At 64.9% G+C, this 19,687-nt stretch carries 19 protein-coding genes; 13 read left to right on the top strand and 6 right to left on the bottom strand.

From position 1 onward, the window contains the following. Positions 1–214: 214 nt before the first annotated feature. The 6 genes from AB0N05_RS37895 to AB0N05_RS37870 all read left to right on the top strand — a co-directional run bounded on the left by AB0N05_RS37895 (position 215) and on the right by AB0N05_RS37870 (position 3,478). Positions 215–568: a DUF3846 domain-containing protein gene (locus tag AB0N05_RS37895; protein ID WP_364703787.1), complete on the top strand. Its 354-nt coding sequence runs from the start codon at positions 215–217 to the stop codon at positions 566–568. A 12-nt stretch (positions 569–580) separates the two neighbouring features. Continuing rightward, positions 581–1,033: a hypothetical protein gene (locus AB0N05_RS37890; RefSeq protein WP_364703784.1), complete on the top strand. Its 453-nt coding sequence runs from the start codon at positions 581–583 to the stop codon at positions 1,031–1,033. A gap of 16 nt (positions 1,034–1,049) precedes the next feature. Then, complete coding sequence (locus tag AB0N05_RS37885; RefSeq protein WP_364703781.1) at positions 1,050–1,598, top strand: hypothetical protein; 549 nt, start codon at positions 1,050–1,052, stop codon at positions 1,596–1,598. Beyond that, positions 1,595–2,203 (top strand): hypothetical protein, encoded by a 609-nt coding sequence (locus AB0N05_RS37880; RefSeq protein WP_364703779.1) that lies wholly within the window; start codon positions 1,595–1,597, stop codon positions 2,201–2,203. Before AB0N05_RS37885 ends, AB0N05_RS37880 begins: the two co-directional genes overlap by 4 nt. Before the next feature lie 389 nt (positions 2,204–2,592). After that, entirely contained in the window at positions 2,593–3,255 is a 663-nt protein-coding gene (locus tag AB0N05_RS37875) for a hypothetical protein (RefSeq protein WP_364703776.1), read from the top strand. A 55-nt stretch (positions 3,256–3,310) separates the two neighbouring features. Continuing rightward, complete coding sequence (locus tag AB0N05_RS37870; protein WP_364703773.1) at positions 3,311–3,478, top strand: hypothetical protein; 168 nt, start codon at positions 3,311–3,313, stop codon at positions 3,476–3,478. A 175-nt stretch (positions 3,479–3,653) separates the two neighbouring features. Here the strand turns inward: AB0N05_RS37870 and AB0N05_RS37865 are convergent, their stop codons facing one another. After that, positions 3,654–4,880, bottom strand: coding sequence for a hypothetical protein (locus AB0N05_RS37865; protein ID WP_364703770.1), 1,227 nt, complete (start codon positions 4,878–4,880; stop codon positions 3,654–3,656). A 179-nt stretch (positions 4,881–5,059) separates the two neighbouring features. On the opposite strand from AB0N05_RS37865, the gene AB0N05_RS37860 reads away from it, so the two are divergent. From AB0N05_RS37860 to AB0N05_RS37835, 6 genes are all read left to right on the top strand, one after another. Further along, positions 5,060–5,377: a hypothetical protein gene (locus AB0N05_RS37860; RefSeq protein WP_364703767.1), complete on the top strand. Its 318-nt coding sequence runs from the start codon at positions 5,060–5,062 to the stop codon at positions 5,375–5,377. 346 nt (positions 5,378–5,723) lie between these two features. Beyond that, positions 5,724–6,389: a transglycosylase SLT domain-containing protein gene (locus AB0N05_RS37855; RefSeq protein ID WP_364703764.1), complete on the top strand. Its 666-nt coding sequence runs from the start codon at positions 5,724–5,726 to the stop codon at positions 6,387–6,389. Positions 6,390–6,492: 103 nt separating this feature from the next. Beyond that, a complete protein-coding gene (locus tag AB0N05_RS37850) occupies positions 6,493–6,771 on the top strand; it encodes a hypothetical protein (protein ID WP_364703761.1) in 279 nt (92 codons plus the stop codon). 37 nt (positions 6,772–6,808) lie between these two features. Beyond that, positions 6,809–7,168, top strand: coding sequence for a hypothetical protein (locus AB0N05_RS37845; RefSeq protein WP_364703758.1), 360 nt, complete (start codon positions 6,809–6,811; stop codon positions 7,166–7,168). 337 nt (positions 7,169–7,505) lie between these two features. Further along, on the top strand, positions 7,506–7,685 hold the full coding sequence (locus AB0N05_RS37840; RefSeq protein WP_364703755.1) for a hypothetical protein: 180 nt from the start codon (positions 7,506–7,508) through the stop codon (positions 7,683–7,685). A 156-nt stretch (positions 7,686–7,841) separates the two neighbouring features. After that, positions 7,842–8,216, top strand: a complete 375-nt coding sequence (locus tag AB0N05_RS37835; protein WP_364703752.1) for a hypothetical protein — start codon at positions 7,842–7,844, stop codon at positions 8,214–8,216. Between the two features lie 136 nt (positions 8,217–8,352). Here the strand turns inward: AB0N05_RS37835 and AB0N05_RS37830 are convergent, their stop codons facing one another. The 5 genes from AB0N05_RS37830 to AB0N05_RS37810 form a co-directional block, all read right to left on the bottom strand. Further along, positions 8,353–9,000, bottom strand: a complete 648-nt coding sequence (locus tag AB0N05_RS37830) for a terminal protein (RefSeq protein ID WP_364703750.1) — start codon at positions 8,998–9,000, stop codon at positions 8,353–8,355. A gap of 37 nt (positions 9,001–9,037) precedes the next feature. Beyond that, a complete protein-coding gene (locus AB0N05_RS37825) occupies positions 9,038–14,296 on the bottom strand; it encodes a telomere-binding protein (RefSeq protein ID WP_364703747.1) in 5,259 nt (1,752 codons plus the stop codon). A gap of 336 nt (positions 14,297–14,632) precedes the next feature. Then, entirely contained in the window at positions 14,633–14,986 is a 354-nt protein-coding gene (locus tag AB0N05_RS37820) for a hypothetical protein (RefSeq protein ID WP_364703744.1), read from the bottom strand. Between the two features lie 561 nt (positions 14,987–15,547). Beyond that, on the bottom strand, positions 15,548–16,552 hold the full coding sequence (locus AB0N05_RS37815) for a hypothetical protein (protein ID WP_364703741.1): 1,005 nt from the start codon (positions 16,550–16,552) through the stop codon (positions 15,548–15,550). A 2-nt stretch (positions 16,553–16,554) separates the two neighbouring features. Further along, positions 16,555–17,388, bottom strand: coding sequence for a ParA family protein (locus AB0N05_RS37810; protein ID WP_364703738.1), 834 nt, complete (start codon positions 17,386–17,388; stop codon positions 16,555–16,557). Between the two features lie 458 nt (positions 17,389–17,846). Here AB0N05_RS37810 and AB0N05_RS37805 point away from each other — a divergent pair, with 458 nt between their 5' ends. After that, positions 17,847–19,523 carry a hypothetical protein gene (locus AB0N05_RS37805; RefSeq protein WP_364703736.1) on the top strand — a complete coding sequence of 559 codons (1,677 nt, stop codon included), beginning with the start codon at positions 17,847–17,849 and terminating at the stop codon, positions 19,521–19,523. Positions 19,524–19,687: the final 164 nt, after the last annotated feature.

Raw genomic sequence — 19,687 nt, 5'->3', positions numbered from 1 at the left:
ACGAAGATTCGGACACCACCGGAGCGGATCGTCGATTCGCCTACCGGCGTGACGAAGCGCTGAAGCATTCAGAATTCTGTACGGGGACTGGTGAATCTCCTCGTGTTCTGAATGTGCTTGTGCCACAACGGTGTGGCTAGTGGGAATCAATGGAGCTTCCCGCGTAAGGCACTCAAATCCTTTCCCGTACCCCCCTAACTCAGAGGAGGTCGTCATGGGAGCAACGTTGGTCCTTAATCCGGACGGCGCTCTGATCGAGATCAATCTCAAGCAGGACGTCAACGAGCACTTGCTGCCGATGTACGAGCACATCGGTTGCACTGCGGTGACCTATGTAGCCCTGACGGACCGTATCGGTCTGTGGCTGGACGAGGACGGTCCCCTGACGCAGCGGCCGAACGTCCTGGCGTCGCGACTTGGTTGGCAGTACGGCCTCGTGCGCGAGCAGTTCTACGGGCCTGTGCTGGTGTGCGGGATCGACGGTGCGGGTAACAGCACCGATCTGACCGATTTCCAGCAGGCCGCCGTGCTTACTCATCTGGTCGACTTCATCGACCATCCGCTGTGACGGGGTCAGCTGATGACCAGTAGTCACGGAGGTTACGAGCGGGCCATCCATAAGGCGCTGACGGATCGGTGGGCGAACACGGATTTCGCGATCCGGCTCGACTCCGACGCAGCTGAGCTGTCCGTGAGCTGGATCGACGGTCCGACTGCCGCCTCCGTGGGCAGGGCGCTGTCCGAACTGCAGGACCAGTCGACCGGGATGTTTGAAGGAGTCGTAATCCTCACGCGCGGTCTCGGAGGCGCTCGCGAGCGTGAGCAGGTAGTCGCTCGCATTGAGGAGGCCTTCGAGCTCCAGGTCCCCCGGACAGTTCGCGGGGACATCGACTGGCGCGCGGCCGCGCTGCGTGAGCTTGAGGTTCCGGTCTTCTGCGCCACCGACAGCGGGCTGCCGCTCGTCACCGGCCGCGCCCGATGCAGCCTCGCCACAGTCTTGCGCGAGGTCTTCGACAGCACCGATTTCGACTAGCTGGAAGGAGCGAATCATGGTGTGCCATAAGCTCATCAATCCAAATGGCTCCCTCCACGACCCGGAGGGCAGCTACTACGATCCGTATGCCATCACGACGCCGGTCGGTGAGTGGAAGTACGTTCTCGACGATTTCGGGATTCTCTACGGCGATGGCTGGTGGCCATTGCATCGGCCTCCACGGACGATCCTGGGCGAGAAAGGAACCCGTCCGGTCCAGGTCCGTGTTGCGCCGGACTGCGCCTACCGCGCCTGGCGTAACCAGTACGTGCTGATGATCCCGTGCCGACCGGACATGGCGGTGGTGAGGTGCCGGGTGCCGCTCTACGTTCGCCCGTGCATCAGCGGGGGAATTCTGTTCGACCGCACGGTGACACTCGATCTGCGTGGCCAGCGCTACGAGCTCGACCATCGAGGCTGCCCGATCGAGCTCTATGAGCAGCTGGATACCAAGGGCCGGCGCTTGCTCGACTTGGTCCTGGTTCATCGCAAGGCACGTCGGAGCAGCGTTCCTGCTCCCGTCACCGCGCACGTGCTGTGGGCGGCCGCGGGAGGTACGCCGTGAACAAGCGAAAGCGTGCCGGATCCGCGCGCAAGCCCGCCGATTTCGTGACGGCATTGGAGCAGCTCGTGCAGGCCACTCATGCCGCCACCGTGGCCCAGCTGGCGCAGATCGGATGGGCGATGGACGAGATCGACCAGGCGCAGCAGCGTCATCCAGGCGCCGCAAATGCGCTGTTCCACAGCTTCGGGCTGTTAGGGCCGACTTCTGAGCGGATGTCGATGGAGTTCGTGTTCCGCTCCCACTGCGCCGAGCTGCTCGAGCGGGTGGCCGCGGACGTGCCGACACAGCCGGGAACGGCCGTCGAGGTGGTGCTCGCGTGCCGGGCGGTGAGCCTGATCGTGCCGCAGAACACCACGGCAGTGGGTTTGTACATGCGGATGTGGTGTGCGGCGTTCCCCGACAAGGCAGATATCGTCGGCACCGGCCTGGAGCACTACGAGGCCTTGCGCTCGTCGTCGATCGACGATTTCGAGCGGCTTGCACGCACGAAACTCGCAGTGCAGGGACGGGTTCTGCAGAACATCGAGTGTCATGGTCGGCACTACGATGTCGAGGTCGAATGTGAGTTCGCGACGCCGCGTTCTACGGGAGCGGGTGCAGCGTGAACGCGCCGATTGCCGAATGTTGGTTGCGGAGCACCGAGTATCGGGAGCCCAATCCCCCGCTGTGCCCGCGGCCCGAAGACACCGTGGTCCAGGTGAGCTACTGGCCCGGCTATACACCGCGCGACGCTCTGAAGCGTCGATTGGCTAGCCTGCGGTGGGCCCGCACCAATGTCACTCGGCTGAGCGCTACCGCATTGACATTCAGCTGCAAGCGTCGAATCGACCCGGTGGTGTCGAATCGAATTGTCAAGTGCACGATCGTGATTGAGTTCTTCGAGTACGACCCAAGCCGGAGTGACGCCGCGGTCGCGTCCTTTGACTGCTCGTCGGTTTACGGCCCCTTGTCCCAGCAGTGAAATAGAGCCAACTGGCAGAACGGAGTTGCACGGATGTCTGACCAGAGCGCACGGACGAGGTCGGCGGCGGGCCCGCGGTGGACGCGGCGCCGGCTCCTCGCCGCTCTGAGCGCCTGCTACGGCGCCGGCGCAAGTGCGGACCAACCCGACATTGCCGCAGTCGCGGCGGGATTTGGTGTCACCGCGGGCACGGTGCGCCGTTGGTTGGCCGGCGACTCGGGTCGAGGCCGGCCGCGGATCCCCGAGCGCCGGCTGCGCGAGCTGCAGGTGCCGCCGGCACTGGTCCTCGAGAACGAGCAGATGGTCGCCGACAATGCCCGACGAGTGGTTGAGGGTCTGCGGTTGCCCCGCGGCCGTGATCGCGTGCGGCAGCAGGACTGGCTTGAACCGCATTTGGTGGCGGTGATCGAACTGCCAGCGGACGCCGGCGGGATCCGGTTGCGCCAGATCTCCATGACCCGCGGCACCCCCAAGCAGGTCGACAGACTGCAGCGTCGCGGTGGCCTTGTCGACTTCACGACCGTGCCGAGCCGCTACCACGCGATCGCACTCATCAATGACGTCATGACGCTGGTGGGCCCGTGGCGGCTGTACCCGGGGGAGAACGTCACGCGTGACAGCCGCACTCAAACCTGGGCCCATGACGCCCCCGCATTCAATATCGCCTCGCTCGCAGTCGCGCTGGACCCGGAATGACCTGGGCAAACGACACGTCCCGTGGGTTTCTGCGGGTGCTTGGAAGGAGAAATCAGTGAAATTGAATATCGCTCAGATCAGAGAGATCGAGAAGCTGCTGGACCAGGGCATGGCACCGGACGCCATCGCCGACTCGATCGCGCGAATGGCCGACCTCGACGCCCTCGACCGTGAAGCCGTTCGCACTGCCGCCGTCGACATTCAGCGCCGGCGGGCCAGCTAAACAAGGCCGGCAACCACTCCTGTTCGGGCCCGCTGCGGGTTCATGCCCACCCGCGGACCTGGGCGGGGACGTGCTATTCCAGCAGGTCACCACCTGTTTTCAGGCTCCGATCCTGGCACGGAAGGCGCCGGCGGCCAGGGTTCTTTGCGAGTGGGGGACGTGTCATCCCCGCTGGTCAGAGCAGGGTATTGGCGCTTGTTGTCGCCCCTGGGGGCCGCACATCGGTTGTTCGTACCCCGCGGGGTCGGCGAAAGACGTGCCACCATCTCCGCGGCGCCGGCGGAATCAACGCGCGGGTCCATTGCTCGGCGTCGTGCAGCTCGGCTGCGGTGAGGCCGGTGGCTTGCTCGAGAATCCCTGGGTAGGCGTGGGCGTAGGCGCGGTTGACCGCGGTGGCGTGCGTTGCCGGCATGAGCATCCATTCCGCGCACATTCGCGTCGGGCTCCAATTTTCATCGACCTCGAGGAGTCCCCGCTGGCGTAGTCCCTCCCACAGTCCGTTGAGGTGGACGAGGGGGTGGTCGGGGATGTCGAGGTCGGGGATGCTGAGGCCGAGCACGAACAGTGGGCACGGCAAGCGGTTGGTCTTGACCCTGGCCAGCAGGCACGGCAGGGCGAGGATGCGGGCCAGATGCACGCGGTGGCTGCCGTTGGTGCGCAGCCTGAACAGCGGTCCTGCCGGTCCTTCCACCTGGGTGAGTTGGATGTGCCCGACGTAGTTGTTCATGTTGGTGAACTTGTCGATCCAGGTGTCGATGGCCTCGGGAGTGTGTGCGTCGCGGATCGCGCGGGTGATGATGACGAGATTCTCTGGGCGCCGGTCGAATTCGCCCCAGTGCGGGTCGGGAGTATTGACGATCAGGCGTGGATCCACCCATTCGGCGCACTCCCCGAAGGCGTCGTACTCAGCCGGATGCTCATGGGGCACCAGCCGTCCGCTGCTGAACGCGGCAAGGTGCTGTACCTGCGGTGCTACCGCCTCCAGCTCGTCCGCGCGTTGCTGGAGCCACCGCCAGATCTCGTCGTCGGAATCGGGGATCTGCGGACCGAGGTCGCGCAAGGCCTGCTGCAGCAGCGCGCGGGCCGGGTGGCCGGCGGCCTCGCGCATGCGCTGGCGCAGATCTTGGCCGTCGTGGTCCAGGGCACCGTCGATGACGGCCTGGAACTCCGGCTCGGCGACGGCGTCGGAGAACTGCGCCGGATCGGCGTGCAATGCATCGTCGATTCCGAAGCGCCGCAATATCTCTCGCATCTCGGCAGTGGTAGACGACCAGCCTCGGATATAGCGGTGATCATTGACGGTTGCTTCGAACACGCCATCTGGTCGACGTCGAATCATCGTGTCCCCCTTGTGCGCAGCACTCGATCGGATGCAAGCGAGTATGGCTGGTGGCACCGACATCGAGCCGACCGTTGTCGACCGGACGCGTGCGCGGGTCTGATTCAGGTTTGGGGTGGTCAGGGAGCTGCCGGTAGGAGCGCAGATTGAAAAAGAGGCTTCACTTTGTCCCTAGTTAGGGGTAAAGTAGGTGACACGCTTCACCGCGAACCCTTATTCGCTTCGAACCGAGGAGGCCCCAAATGTCGGAGAGCACCTACGCAGTCGATATCCAGTCCTACATCGGGGGCGATTTCGCCAAGCCCCACTTCACCGTCCTGGTGCGGGCCAACGATCTCGCACAGGCCGAGCGCCGGGCGATCCGCCGGGCACTGGAGAACGCCAGCGCGTTCAACGCGAGCCACCCGTACTCGTTCCCGCGCCAGACCTACCCCGCCGCGTACCGCGCCATCCGGGCCCAGCGCCTGTCGGAATTCCCCACCGGCCAGGGGACCAAGGTTCCCACCGACCAGGGGACCGTGAAGGTGATCGTCGCCATCGCCGCCATCCGCGCGGCCTGATCCTTTCCGCTCCCCTTCCCCGGCAGCGGTGTCACCTCTGGTGATCGTGACGCGCACATTCCGACCCCTCGCGGACGTGTCGTTACGGGCGGTCCCTCGCGGCGACCGCCACCGCTGCCTCCCCTGTCCGGAGCACAGCCCCGGCTAGATCTCCCGGCCGCTGAATCTCGCGCCGCATCTTTCATGTGCCCGGGGTGAAATCCACTCCCCCACTGGCACAACACAACTCGTATTCAACAGAAAACCGCGCACACGGTGGCCATCGGCACTTCGGTGACCGCTCTCGATCAGTGCTGCCTTTTCCGGCCTCCCCGGCCGCCCCTCTTTCATTCCTCAGGAGTTCGTCATGTCTCCCAAACCTTCCCCGCTGCCTGTTCCGCATCTGCATCTGCGCACTCCGAGCGCCGCCCGTACCGCTGGATCCCTCGCCCTGGCCGTCGTCGCCGTCGCAGCTATCGCTACCGCCGCAGGCCGCAACGATGACCCCACCGCCGCACTGGAGGCCGCAGGAGGTGCGCCGATGCCGACTACCACCGAGCTGCAGTATCAGCCCGGCCTGATGGTCCCCCCGCCTCCGGCTGTCCCCACGACCACGGAGGCTCCGCCGGCCGCGGAGCTGGTCGCAAATCCCGCAGAGCCCGCACTGGAACTCAAGCTCGCCCACGATTCGGTGCCCCCGCCGCCGGTGTACCCGGCAGGCCTCGACGGCTGGATTCTGGAATCGCTGGACATCATGGCCGCCAACGGGATCCCCGGCAGCTACGACGGCATTCATCGCAACGTGCTTCGTGAGTCCGGCGGCAACCCGGAGGCGATCAACCTTTGGGACTCCAACGCGGCGCTGGGCATCCCGTCCAAGGGCTTGCTGCAGGTCATCGACCCGACCTTCAACGCCTACCACGTGCCCGGCACCCCGTTCGACGTGTGGGATCCGGTCGCCAACATCGTGGCCGCCTGCAACTACGCCGCCGCCCGCTACGGCTCGATCGACCACGTCGACGGCCCGTACTGAGGCAACCGAGCCCGGCCGCATACGGCGGCCGGGCTCATCCCCGTTTTCGACACCTACCCGACGCGGGACGCCCCCGCCGAACGTGTTGGAAGGAGCACCGGACATGGAAGAACATGTGCTGCTCATTGCGATGTGCTGGAACTGCGGCCGGACGGTGCTGGCCTGCCCGAACTGCGTCACCTCCATCCCCATCGACCCGCACACCGGGCTCCCGCCGGAGGTTCGCCGCACCGACGACGGCGGATACGTCCACCAGGAAGCCGACCCTGCCGCCCGCGCCCGCTCGATCCGCGAACCGCTGTGCGACGGCTGCGCACGCCTGAACGGCACCCACATCGAAACCTGGGAGCAGCGACACCGCCGCCACTGCTCAAGCTTCTGAATAGCCCCAATTGATTCACCGAACAGGAGTAAACATCATGTCCGACAAAGACGTTCAACTGTCCTACACACTGTGGCACGAATGGTGGAACCCACCGGCACGCTCGAGCAAGCCGATGGTGAACGTGCGCATGGAAACCGAGGACGGACTCGAGACCGCGTGGGAATTCGACGTCATCGAGGTGGCCCCGCCGCAGGCGGACGGGACAGGCTCGGCGCTGGATGTCTCCATCTTCACCGACGGCTTCCCGGCCTTCCACTCCTTTGCCCCGTTCTTCGCCGAGCTGGCTACCCGCCGCACCCCTAGCTTCTCCGACGTGGTCGAGATGCTCGACAAGCTCGGCGCCATCGACCTGACCGAGCGCACGGCTCCCGCCGAAACGGCGGCCACGCGATGAGTAATCCGCGGCCACTGAACAAGCCGCGCCCTCTCACGTCGATGCCCGACTATCCGTGCACGACGTGCCAGGCCGCACCGAGTGCGGGTCGGCACTTCTGGCGCCACCCCGGCACTTCCTCCGAAACCCACGTCTACAAGCTGCGCTGTCCCCAAGGGCATGAGTGGACCGAAGAGACGGATGGCGGCTAACAATCCCGCCCTCTGGATTGTCATGAAACATCTTGTCCCCCAACATGTTGCGACGCACAGGAACGGAGGTGGTCAGTGGCAACTTGTCTGTCCGACCGCCTGCTTGCCCGTTCCTGTGCCGTCCTGTACTGGAATAGGGGTGCCCTATGACCGTTGATCTGTCGTTGGTTGATCAATCGTTGATACTTGTCGTTGTCGGGGGCATGCTCGCGATGATCGGCTCTCTCATTCGTGCTGGTAACGGCGACCATGATTCGATCGCGGGCGGGTGTTCCGTGATCGCGCTGGTGCTCCTGCCGCTGGGGGTGTGGCTGAGCTTTCAATGATTGTCAGGACGCACGCGAGGCTGTATCGCTGCTTCAGGGAGCGGATCTCGGGCAGTATTCGGGGTACTGACGTCTCTGGTTGCCGACTAGGAGGAACAGCGCATGTTCTCGGTGAGGGAGTGGTGTGCCCGCCGTCGCGATGAACAGCTTCTGGAGATGGCTGTCCGGTTGGGCCGCCTGGCCGAGCCGTTGCGTGGTGAGGGGGATAGCGCGGTACGGGCGATGTGGGATCTGGTCGCTGAGACGCCGCGGTGGCGGCGGGCGCGTGTGACGCCGGACAATGCCGAGAGCCGGTTGAAGGATTCCCGAGATGGGCTGCGCTACAACGAGGCTGGGCAACGGAGCACGACGGACTGGCGCGATCGGTGGTCTCTGCATAGGGATGCGCGCAGGATGCGGGCGAAGGGTACGTCCGACAGCCTCGAGGCGGCGCAGGTGTATGAGGGTGTGCTGGCTGATGGTTATCCGCCGCCGGAGGATTGGGAGGCCAGTGGGTCGTGGTACTCCTCGCGCGGCTTTTCGGCGGAATGAACGATGCTGCCTTGCTGAGTGGCGGAACCCCGAGCTCTCCGAACGCCGGACTGCGGCCTGAAACCCCAAACCCGGTGAGGGGACGTGACCTCTGTGCAGGTCACGTCCCCTCACCGGGTTATTGCTCGGATGGGTCCTAGTCGGGCGGGTCGATGCTGATGTCGGAGATCGTCTCGTACGTCCAGCTGTTGAGGTAGTGCTCATCGGCCAGGCCGTGCAGATAGTCCGAGGCACCCTTGTCCCCGCCGTCAACGTAGGCGCTCCACAACCCGTCGATCTGATCCGGCGGGATGGTGCTCAGGTCGGTGGGCATCGTGCGCGCGCAATGGCGGATGTACCAGCCGTCACCACCTTCGGCACCCTGGCGGCCGGTGACGGTGATACTTCCGCCGTATTTGAGCAGCTTCTTGCCCTCGGGGCTGTTGCGCATCGCCTCGATCGCCCGGGCCCGGCCGGCCTTGGTCGTGGCTGCCCGCCGCGACGCCGTTTCCAGCTTGGTCAGCGTGCCGGGCTTGGGATTGCGGATCTCGCCCTTCACGTACCGCTCGACGGTGCGCTGGGACACGCCCAACCCCTTCGCCGCCGCACGGGTGTCGATCTCGCCGCCACGCTTGCCTGGCCCGTAGGCGGCCAGCAGCATCGCCTTCAAATTCGGGGTTTCGCCCGCGGTGCCGCTGACATCAGCTGACTTGCGGCCGGTCAGACCCCGGAACAGTGCGCCGCGCCGCCCAGGATCCTTCTCCTCGAGCTCGGTCGTATATCCCCGGTGCCGTCGCTTGCTCACCGCCCACCCCCGTCCTTGACGTCAGTCGATGAGCCGGTCACAGCCGCACCCCGTTGACCGGATCCCATTGCTTGGTCAGCTCTTCTTTGGCCTTGCCCGTGTACGGGCGACCACTGAAGTAGCTGCGCCCGGATTCCTCATGCTTGTAATCAGCGAGCCGCGCGCTGCCTTCCCATTTGAACTGGCCCAGCCCACGCCCGTACTTCTCCGGATCACCCGGCCACGCCGCCACCGGATCAGGGTTGTCGCTGACGTACACGATCGTGTCGTCGACCATGGCGACCGGATACTCGCCGGTCTTGTTCCCGGTCGCCACCACGGCGCGAAGGGTGTTGGCGCACGCCTTCGCGATCCAGTGATGCCGCCACTCGGGCTTGTAGCCCTCCTTGAAACGGACTTCCTCGTCGGCGGAGTTCTTCTTGTCCACCATGAAGGTGCCCGAGCCCATCATGCCGCCGGTGCGTGTGTAGACCGTCTTCGCGAGATCGCGGGCCAACTGAGCATCGACATCGTCGATATCTAGCGCTGTGCGGGCCAGCCGGAGCCGGTCGTAGTACGGCACGAGCACCTTGCCCTTCTGCTTCCACAGGTACGCCTCGACAATTTCGGGCTCGTGTCCCAGGTCGCGTGCGAATTCGAGGCTGGGCGTGGTGGTCCAGATCTGCTTGGGCGCGCTCTCACAACGCCGCAGCAGCGGATGCGGATACCGCAGATCACCGGCCGCGGTGACCTCGACCCGCCAATAGCCGGGCAGGCTCGCATTGAACTCGCACCCGTCAGGGAAGTGATCGGGTGAACCAATCGGCAGGATCAGCCCCGAATATGCGGCAAGGTGGGATCCACCTCGGTCGTAGCAGTGTACGAACAGGCGCTTGGCCTCGGCGTCAGTGAGCGTGCGAGACCAGGCAATTTCGGGTTCGAGCATCGAAACCCGCGCTGGCCGAACGGGATTGGATCCAGCAAACAGTCCTTCTTTGCGCTGCTTCCATTTGGTGTGGAACAGCAGATCGAACCCGGTGGTCTGGGCGTTGATCCGGAACGGCCATTTGAGCGCGTCGGCGAACAATTGCAGCCGCCGCGCCAACTGCTTGGGGGTGGGGCTTTCATCGAAGACCGGGATGTCGAAAGAGTCCTCGACGATTCCGGCTATCAGCACCACCCAGGGCGCCGCCTTTTTCGCTTCCTCGCCACCGCGCCATACACGCGTCCACGACCCCAAACGGTCACCCGTGGAGCCGATGTGCCAGCCATCGGCGAGCGCGTCGGTGACAAAGCGGCTCTCGTGGGTTGCTGCCTCGAGCGAGGTCCTGCGCTGTTTGGATTCCTCGGAGGTCACGGTGGAGAGATCCACGCCCAACCGGTCGAGCATGGCGGCGGTGACCCAGACTTGTCCGGGCTCGTACCAGTAGTCGGTGGACTGCACACCCAACCGCAGCGTTTTTGCCAGCTCGGCCACATGCCCGACATGAGACAGCGTGTGCGGCAGCGGCTTCCGCGTCCCATCGGGCATCCACACCCCATCGACGTCGAGCACCGCCACGGCTGCGGCGTAGGTGCTCGCACTTACCTTGACCGGAGGCTCCTGCACCGTCACAGCGACAGGTTCCAGCTCAGGTTCGGTCGCCTCGGATGCCGGGGCGGGTACGGGTCGTTCTGAAGGTTCCTCGACGAGCTCGGCTACCGCCGGCTCCGGCGTCTGCGGTTCGGCGGCCGACGGCGCGGAGGTTTGCTCGGCGGCGGGACTGCCGTCGAGGGTGAGTTCGTACTGCCCTTCGCAGGGCCGGTGTGCGCGCATCTCGGTGTCGATGTCCTGTTCGAGATCCTGGGCCTGGTCGTGCGGCTCGGCCACGGATTCGGGCTGCGCGGAAGCGGTTTCGCCGTCTTCCATGCCTGGTTGCGGAGATGGCTCGGATGCTAACCGCGAGGTCCGACATTCCTGCTCACCGTCGACGTCGCGATCGGAAGCCTCGGTGTCGGTGCCTGCGCTGGTGTCGGTGGGGATGCCCAGCCATTCCTGGATCGTCGGAGCAGGCCCGTCGTGTGGACCCGTGTCCGAGTCAAAGGTGTCGTCGGGGTCATCGTCGCCGATCACCTTCCACAACTTCAACACCGTCATCCGGCCGCGGCGGCCGCCTTCGCAATGCAGGGTGCGCTGCACAGTCAAGCGTGGCGGTCGGTGTTCGCCACGACTTTCCACCACGAGGACACCCTCGTGGTGCAGGGCCCGCGCCGCAGTCGGCAAGTCGACCTGCGGGGCATCGGCCATCTTCGAGGCGGTCTCCTTGAGTACTTGCTCGAGGGCCGCCTTGGTCACCACCAGCTCCGGTTCCTGGCCGTCGCGCGGGCCGGGATCGACCATCACGAACCCGAGCTTGACCCCGCGAGGTTCTTCGCGGTAGCGGGGCATGCCGCCCTCATAACCGGCCACACTGCGCTTCCAGCCCAGCCGCGCAGCCAAGGGCCACGGTGGGGCGTCACCAGTGCGGATGTCTTCCACATGGGCGATCCCTGTGCGCAGCGCGTGCTGGAGCAGCTCGCGGATGCGTGCGCCCGCGCGAGCAGGATTATCCGGATCTGTCGAGGCCGTAACCGCGTCCATCAGACTCACGCTGACCAGATCCAGCAATCGCCGGGCCTCATCCTCGGTCAACGCGCCGACGTCGCTTAGGAACCGGGCCATCACCACCCAGCCCGACCACAGCACGCCGACCGCGTCGGAGCCGCGGACGTCACCACTGTTCTGGCGCAGCTGCCCGGACAGGAGCTCGGCTTCCTCGCGGGCCAGGGCCTGCATCTCGGGCAGGCGTCCGGCCAGCCACTGCAGGAAGGAGGACATCAGCAATGCCCGGCCGTGCCGGGAGTCGGTGCGCGACATCTCGATGAGCACCTCGAGCTCGATCTCGGCGGCCGAGAGCGGCACCGGGAAGATTCGCTGCTGGCCAGAACCAGGACGGGGCGTGACCTCGGAGGTGATGATCGCGGACGCGCGTGGCGGGGTGCCTTCCAGAACGGACTGGCCGTCACGGGTGACACGCGAGCGGGCCTCACCGTTGTAGACCATGCGCGCGAAGTTCTCCAACGTCTGCTGAGCCGTGGACCAGCCGTTGGTGGGGGCGACATCATCAGCGAAGAAGCAGGCATCCTTGACCGAATACATCTTCAACCGCAACGCATTGGTCGTATCGCCCTGTCCGGACATGCTCGCGCCGGGATGGCTGCGGTCCCACAGTTCACCCCAGTGATGCATCCCCAGTGCTGCGACGCCGGTCTTGAACGAGCCGGGCGATCCGACCAGCAACAGAACAAATTTGCAGGGCCCGAGGGCGCTGCGGAAGATCTGGCCCAGCAGCGGCGCGGTGACCCGCGCCGGGAGCCGGGTCAGCATCGCCGCGGAATCCTGCAGGAACACCTCCCGAATGCGGGCGGGATCCTGCGACGGCAACGGCAGGTCATAGCGGTTCAACGGGCTGGTCATCAGCACCGACGCTGGACGCACCGTATCGCTGTAGATCGCGCCCCCGGCATGCACGTAGAACCAGGCACCGGAGTCGTTGCGCCGCCAGCCGGTCGCCCGATGACGCACGGTGCGTTTGATATCACCGGCGGCCGCAGCCTTGAGCGCATCGCGCAGTTTCGCCAAACCCGAAGGCCGCGAATCGTATTCCGGCGGTCCGGGCAACGACTCCACCCACGAGCAGTCCTTGTACTCCTCGGCCGAGATCCGCATCCGCATGGACTCCCCGGTCACCGGATGGGTGTAGCCGATGATCACCGCCGAGAGCTGTTCAGGTCCCGGCGGATTCGCATCCTGCATCAGCGCCGGGTCACGCCCCTTCAGCTCGGGGCGATCGGTGTCGAGGGAGTGGTCCTCGCGCTCGAGGTACTCCATCTCGACTATGCGAGCATCAGCCCCCAGCACCAGCTTTGGGAACTCGCCCCCGTCGCGGGTGGTGACGATCTCCACCAACTGATCGTCGAGAATCCGGTAGGTCGGTGAGACCGCCGAGGAACGCCCACCCTGGACCTCGTCACCGCTCGCCCGATGAGTCCCAGCGGGCATTGTCGACACTGTCGACTCGTCCTCGGAATTCGGTGCGGCGTCCGAAGGTTCAGTTCGCGGTGCGTGCAGCGGCTCCGGGACCGGCAGAGCGGCGACCTCGTGGGCGTACCGTGCCGCGGTCTGGGCCTGCACACGCAGAACCTCGGCCTCGTCCACCGCGGCTGAAGCCCACTCGGTGCTGGCCTCGACGGCGGTGCGGCGCACGACATCGACGGTGTCGAACAGCTTCTCGTAGCGCCGCTCGGCCTCCATCGCCCACGAGCGGGCATACCGAGCCTCGTTGTCACGGCGGGACTCACTACCGGCGGCCTCGGCCTGCTCGGCGCGCTCCTTGCGGGCGATGGCCTGATCTCGTGCGGCCTCCACCAGCGACAACTTCGCGCGGACAGCGCCGATCGCGGCGTGGGTGGCGACCTCTTCCACCGTCACCGGCACCAATCCGCCGAACGCGTCCTCGCTATCCCACAGATCCGCCTCGATGTGATCGGTGAAATCGCTCTTGACCGCCTCGGTGGCTGGGAGCAGCAGCTGCACCCGTGCACCGACCTCGGACAGCAGCTCAGCCAGGTGGACCCCACGCTCCCACCCGGCATGATCGCGATCGAGCACGACATTGACCGTCGCGTCGGTGAACACCGACGCACACGATGCCGGAAAGTTCAGGCCTCCTTGGGCATTGGTGGTAGCCGCTAGACCAACCTGCTCGGCCGCGGTCTCCGCATCCTTTTCACCCTCGAATAGCCAGGCCGTTTGACCCGCGGCGAGTGCGGCAACCAGCTCGGGCATGTTGTAGAGCACCGGTCGGAACCCGGGTGGCTTCCGGCTGACGTAGGTGCCGTTGGCTCCCACGAACGTCTGCTTGAAACGCTTCTTTTTGGCATGTGCGCCGAGGCCGCATCGGCTGCACTCCTCGCGCACCACTTCCTGCACCAGCCCGCCCTCGACGGTGCTGTAGCGGTAGCGGCGCACTTCCTGCCAGGCATGCTCGATCTCCGGATCGCGCTCGCGCAAGGTCAGCAGCTGCGGTAACCGGCCCTGCGTGCGGCGACGTCCAGCCGACCGCTGACGCGGCGAGCGACCGACACGCTGATCGACCCGCAAACGTCGTGGCGGCTCGTCGAACAGGTCCGACATCGTCAGCCCGAGCTGCGCGCAGATGTCCTCGGCGGCGGCGTGGCAGCCATGACAATTGAGCAGGGTCATTCCGCCGCGATCGGCATTATCGACCCAGGTCACCGACAGCGAAGCCTCGTTGTCGTTATGGCACGGGCAGCGCGCAGAGAAGTCCGCATCGGAGCGGGCATGCATGCCGCCTCGATGTTCGAGAAGAGAGCGAATGTTGTCGATTGACCACATTCGCCCCCGGGGCGCTGGAGAGGTCACAGCGCGTCACCGCGACGGTGCGCTATCATCAAAAAGCACCTGCTCTCTGTTGGTAACGAGAACGTGCGTTGGCCCTCTTCAACCGAGGGGTTTCGCCGTTCATCGACAGGCTGGTGGAATAACCGAAATCGAGGACCCCCCGGTGGCCGCCAAGCTTGGGGGGTCTTCGAAGTTTCTACGGGGGATTCATCACGCCACCTTCGCTTCAATAGCGTCGTGCGGCAGGAGATCTGCGGGGAACTGCTTGGCAATGTCCTCGGGGATCGGCGTGCCGTGCACGCAGGCCATGACCAGCACCATGTAGTCACCGAGCGCGACGCCCAGCTCCGCAGCACGGTCCTTGTAGGCACTCCAGGCGCCGTCGGCGAGCTTGTCGGCGATGTAGTCGGGTACAGGTTTGCCGTGTGCGCACGCCATGACCAGCACCATGTAGTTGCCGAGATCCAGACCGAGCTCATCTGCTCGGTCTCGATAGATCTCCCATTGATCGCGTGGTGGGCGGACCGCCACGGGGTGACGATCGCCGAGGTTAGGCCTAGGCATGCGGCAACCCTAGCCGGTAACGGAAACCAAAACCTCACGCCACGCGGAATTGCTGACGAGGAAATGACGCAGTTTGTTCCTTGAACAACGCCGCGGTTAGTCACGGTCACCCCTCTCTGCACATTTTCGATCCCTCACTCCTACAGAGATCAACAACTTGAGGTCGCTGTGACAGATTGCGATGAATTCGCAGGTCAGAGCCTGTGATCGGACAATCAGGGGAAATCCTGCTGCGAAAGCGCAGACGTGGTCGAGAACCCACGAACGAACGAAGCAAACGAATACTCCCTCCTTCCTATATACCTATTGGGAAAAGTAGGTGGGGAGCATGGGGAGCGCGATAAAAGGCCAGTTCAGAGCATAAAAAATGCTCCCCACATCGGTGGGGAGCATAGTGGGGAGCATAGGGGGGAGCATCTTGAAAGACGCTGCCGGAATGGCTTCGCCCACTCTAGCTGGACACTGCGGCGTTCGCGAGCAACCCCACCAGCAAGCGTCTTGCGGCGTGGCGCACGAACGACTAGAGGGACATGTCGGTTCTCCTGATCAGAGGGGTGGCAGCTACTTCTGCGGCTTCCGCTTTTTGGGTGTGGGCAGGTCGGCATCGAGCATCACGGCGAAGATCTCGCTCTGGTTGGTCGGTCGTGAGCTGGGCCAATTGGCCTCCAGCCAAACATTGATCGACTCGACCAATGCCTTGAAGTACTGCAACTCCAGCAAGGTGGGTCGGATCCGCAGATCGTCCTTCGACTCACTGTCGAAAGTGATGTGGCGCAGAGGATCGTCGAGGTCGGGCCGGCTGATCTCGGGGCGCTGGCGCAGGATCAGCTGAGGCAGCGAGTCGGCGTGCTTCCTCACGGCGTCAACCAGGATCGCGGTGTGCGACGGTGCTGATCGTCGAGCGGTGTTGAACCTGCGCATGATCGACACTGGGACCTTCGAGGTGGTTCCCTTGATGTGCCGCGACGCTGGATCTTTGGGATCCAGCTTGAATACCGGCTTCTCCCAGGGAACTTCGGCTTCCTCGGCAACGCCTGTTCCGGAGTCCGTTACCGGGGCAGGGTTCTCACTTGTCGCTGCAGGTGAGTCCACTGTCGTGGCGGGAGCCGACTCCATCGGTGTCGGGTCCTCCAGAGCGGCGGGGGGTTCCGGAGGAGCGGGGGCGAGATCTACCGCCTCCTCGTCCTGACGGCCGGACTTATCGTCGCTCGCGGTGCGGGCAGCGTCGTCCTCGACGTCGGTCGGGGCAGCGAGGTCGTCGGCCTTGGCACGCAGGACATCCGCTACCGCACGTGCTTGATCAAGAAGGTCCGGAGATGTAGCAGGCTGCGGGATCGCCTCGGGTTCAGTTTTTGGCGGAGCCTGCGTCGCAGTCGGCAGGGGGTGGATCGTTGCACCAGTCGAAGGCGCCGCGTCATGCGTGGCCGGATCCGGCACAGGGTGTTTGGGGGCCGGCGGTTTGCGCTGACGCCGGCCTTTGCTGCGCAGATCGCTGGTCCCCACCTGAAAGTTGGGTGTACCGCCGGGTTCTGGCTGTAGGTCAGCAGGAGAATGCGGTTCGGTCATGGCTATGCCGCCTCCATCCGTTGCGCGGCGTACAGAACAATGGCGCGTGCAGCATTGCGGACCTCGTCCGCGTAGTCGCGGTATCGCGCAGGCATGGGATCGCTGGCCATGACCGCCATCCGGCGTTCCCGCTCGCGAAGCCAGCGGTTGTAGCCGATCGAGGGGCCCAGGGGCACACCGTAGGTCGCCGAGAGTTCCTCGAGGCGACTGAGGAGCCGGTCCGGGATGACCTCGGGGCCGAGGTTCTGGTTCGGGATGATCATCAGTGGGTAGGAGCGGAGCTCACGGAGCATGCCTTCGAGGGCTTCGAGCTCGTTCTTGGCGACCGGCTGCGGGACGACGACGACATGTGCGGCGGCCATTGATCCGTAGGCGATGTCGGATCCGCCAGGGTGGTTGTCGGTCACCAGCGGCCGGGCCCATTCCTGCTGCCACTTTTCCAGCATGACGGTGACCTGATCGGCGTCGGGCTGGTTGTGTGCGAGGTCGGGATGTGAGGGAACGAGGTCGGCGCGGGTGGGCCCGCCCAGCAGCGGGCGGGGTGTCTTGCCGGAGGTGAAGGAATCCAGCAGCGGCGCGTTGACGCGGGTTTCGGTGAAATAGCCCCACTTGCGGGTGATCCCGCCGGCGTCCCAGTCGAGGTCCATGAGGACTCCCCCGAGCAGCCAGGCGATTTCCTTGGCGATTTCTGTCTTGCCGACTCCGCCTTTGCTGGCGGCCACGGCGATGATCAGGTTGCGCAGGACATAGATCAGCTGCGTCGTGGGCTCGAGGCCCAGCCGCTGCAGTACGAGGATCTCTTCCTCTGTCGCCGGTGTTGCGAGGTCCACCACCATCGGACGTCGCCCTCCAATCCATGTGATACCCGAACGCACAACGCACGCGTTACCCCCACACGATATCGGGTGTGCTGTCGCATGAGGGGGATCATCACACTGCGTGTGACGGCACGCGCGGCATAGCGTGTACGTAATTTGTCGATGTCTTGTGTGCGGCACGCCGTGCGGTGTTGCACGACGAGCGCTGCGGCGTCACGCGCGAGTGAGCGCATGACGTACTGCGCGACGCATCGCATCCCATACTGCGGGAGATTCTGCATCAGTTATCGCGTGATCTAGCGCGAGTTAGATGCGATGTGCTAGCGCAGGAGATACTCTACACCACAGTGCATGGCGGAATGCGTGAAGCAGCATGTAAGACCCATCACGAAGTATCTCACGCCGTATCTCATGGCGTATCTCATGAGTGCTTCGTGACGTAGCTCGTAAACGATCGCACGAAAGGCAGTCCCGGCATGGAGAGCACCGAGGACAACACAGAAGGCAAGCTGGTCGGCGCAGTGAAATGGCTGTTCAATCGCCCGCGCTGGGGCTTGGTCGAGAACCTGCCAGACCGGCTTCACAAGGCTGAACTGCAAGTGGATATGCAAGTCAAATCTGCCCTGTTCGATGCGCTCTCCGAGAAGGAGTTCATCGCCGAGCGCAGTCTCGCAGAGCGGATCCGAAGCGCTACCCGTCTTCAGCGTCAACGCTCGGTTGAGGCATCAGTCCAAGAGCAAGAAGATGCGCTGCAAACACGTTCCTCGATTCGACGAGCAGATGCCAAGGACATCCTCCGCGCTCGCAAAGCCCTAGCAGACCTGCGCCGGACAGCCAGTCCGATTACGCAGCTTTCACGGCTGCACACGGCGAAGAATGCCACGTCCTGGTTTCTGATCAGCCTCCTTGTCGCCGCGATGCTGTGGAGCGCGATCAACGTGCAACAGCAGCTCCTGCCGGGCGGCACCCCGAGCGATCCATTGTTCTGGGCGTCGTTCCTGATCGAGATGCTGATTAGCGGCCAGCTAGTGGTTCTGATGGTCGGCGAAGCGATGGTGGCCCCATGGAATGTGTTGTCGGAAGGGCGCTGGAAGGTTGTCGCGGTCGACGCCGGACTGCTGCTGTTCAGTCTGGCGATCAATGCCGGCCGGTACGCATACAGCGGCCACTGGTACGACGCGGCACTGCATTCGGTAGCGCCGTTGATGGTCGGCTCGATCCTGGTGGTCCACGCAGTCTCAGCCGAGCGATACGGCGCGGCGATCATGCGCGCGGCCGAGCAGGTCGACCCGGCCGCAGTAGAGGCCGCGCTGGATCTAGCGGTCTCAGTGGGAGCGGAGCGACAGGATGTCGCCGCTCCGATCGCGATCGGCGATCGGCGATCGGCGATCGAAGCGGACCCCGCCGATCGCCGATCACCGATCGCTGGCGATCGGAGCGCTCCGATCGCCAGCGATCGGGCTGGCGAACAGGCGGAGCCAGTGTCGCCAGAGGAGACCGACCACGCACAGGATGAACACGGTGACCATATCGACCAGGACGACCACGCCTCGCGATCGGATGGATGGATCCGTCCGAGCCCGATGGCGATCGGAGAGCAGGTCAGCGGGATCGCGAGCAAGAACGAGACCCCGGTCGATCGCGATCGAGAGCCGGTCGGCGCGACCGCACGCGGGGCTGTGACCAGTGAACCGATCGCCGATCGCGCGCCGATCGCCGACGCGCCGATCGCGATCGGGTCAGTGGTGTCGCCGATCCGCCCGACGGTTGAGACGGAGGTTCGCGCGCCCCGATCCCAGAGCGCGCCGATCGCCGATCGCGATCGAGGACACGGCCAGATCGTCGTCGGATCGCTCGCGCGCGACCACGACCGCTCGCCGATCGAGGCCAGCGATCCCGATCGCGCGCCGTGGTTCGGCACGGTGCTGTCCGAACCTGAATGCGACGAGTTGGCGGGTGCGGTTCTGGGTGGGCACCGATCACAGTTGCCGCGCACGGAACTGGTGGCGATCTTCCTGGCGTCCAACACGCAGTCACCGACGAGCATCGCTCGCGACGCCGACAAGCCGCATTCCACAGTGCTGAGGGCACTCAAGGCCGCCCGGAAGATCCATGACGAGCGGCAGGAAAAGCGTCGGCCACGTCTGGTCTGAGCAGCCCGCCTACCAGTACGAACAAGACCGCAGAGGGCATCGCATGCCACAGCGCGTGAGATAACGCATGAGATACGCCGTGAGATAAGACACCAGCCACGTGCGTTCCATGCCAGGTGGTGAGTAGGGGAGGGGACGTGTCATTCCCGCAGGTCAGACCGGCC

This window comes from Nocardia sp. NPDC051030 (assembly GCF_040683015.1).
GTDB lineage: Bacteria > Actinomycetota > Actinomycetes > Mycobacteriales > Mycobacteriaceae > Nocardia.
Note: the sequence above shows the minus strand (reverse complement) of the source record. Positions and strands in the feature narration are given on the sequence as shown.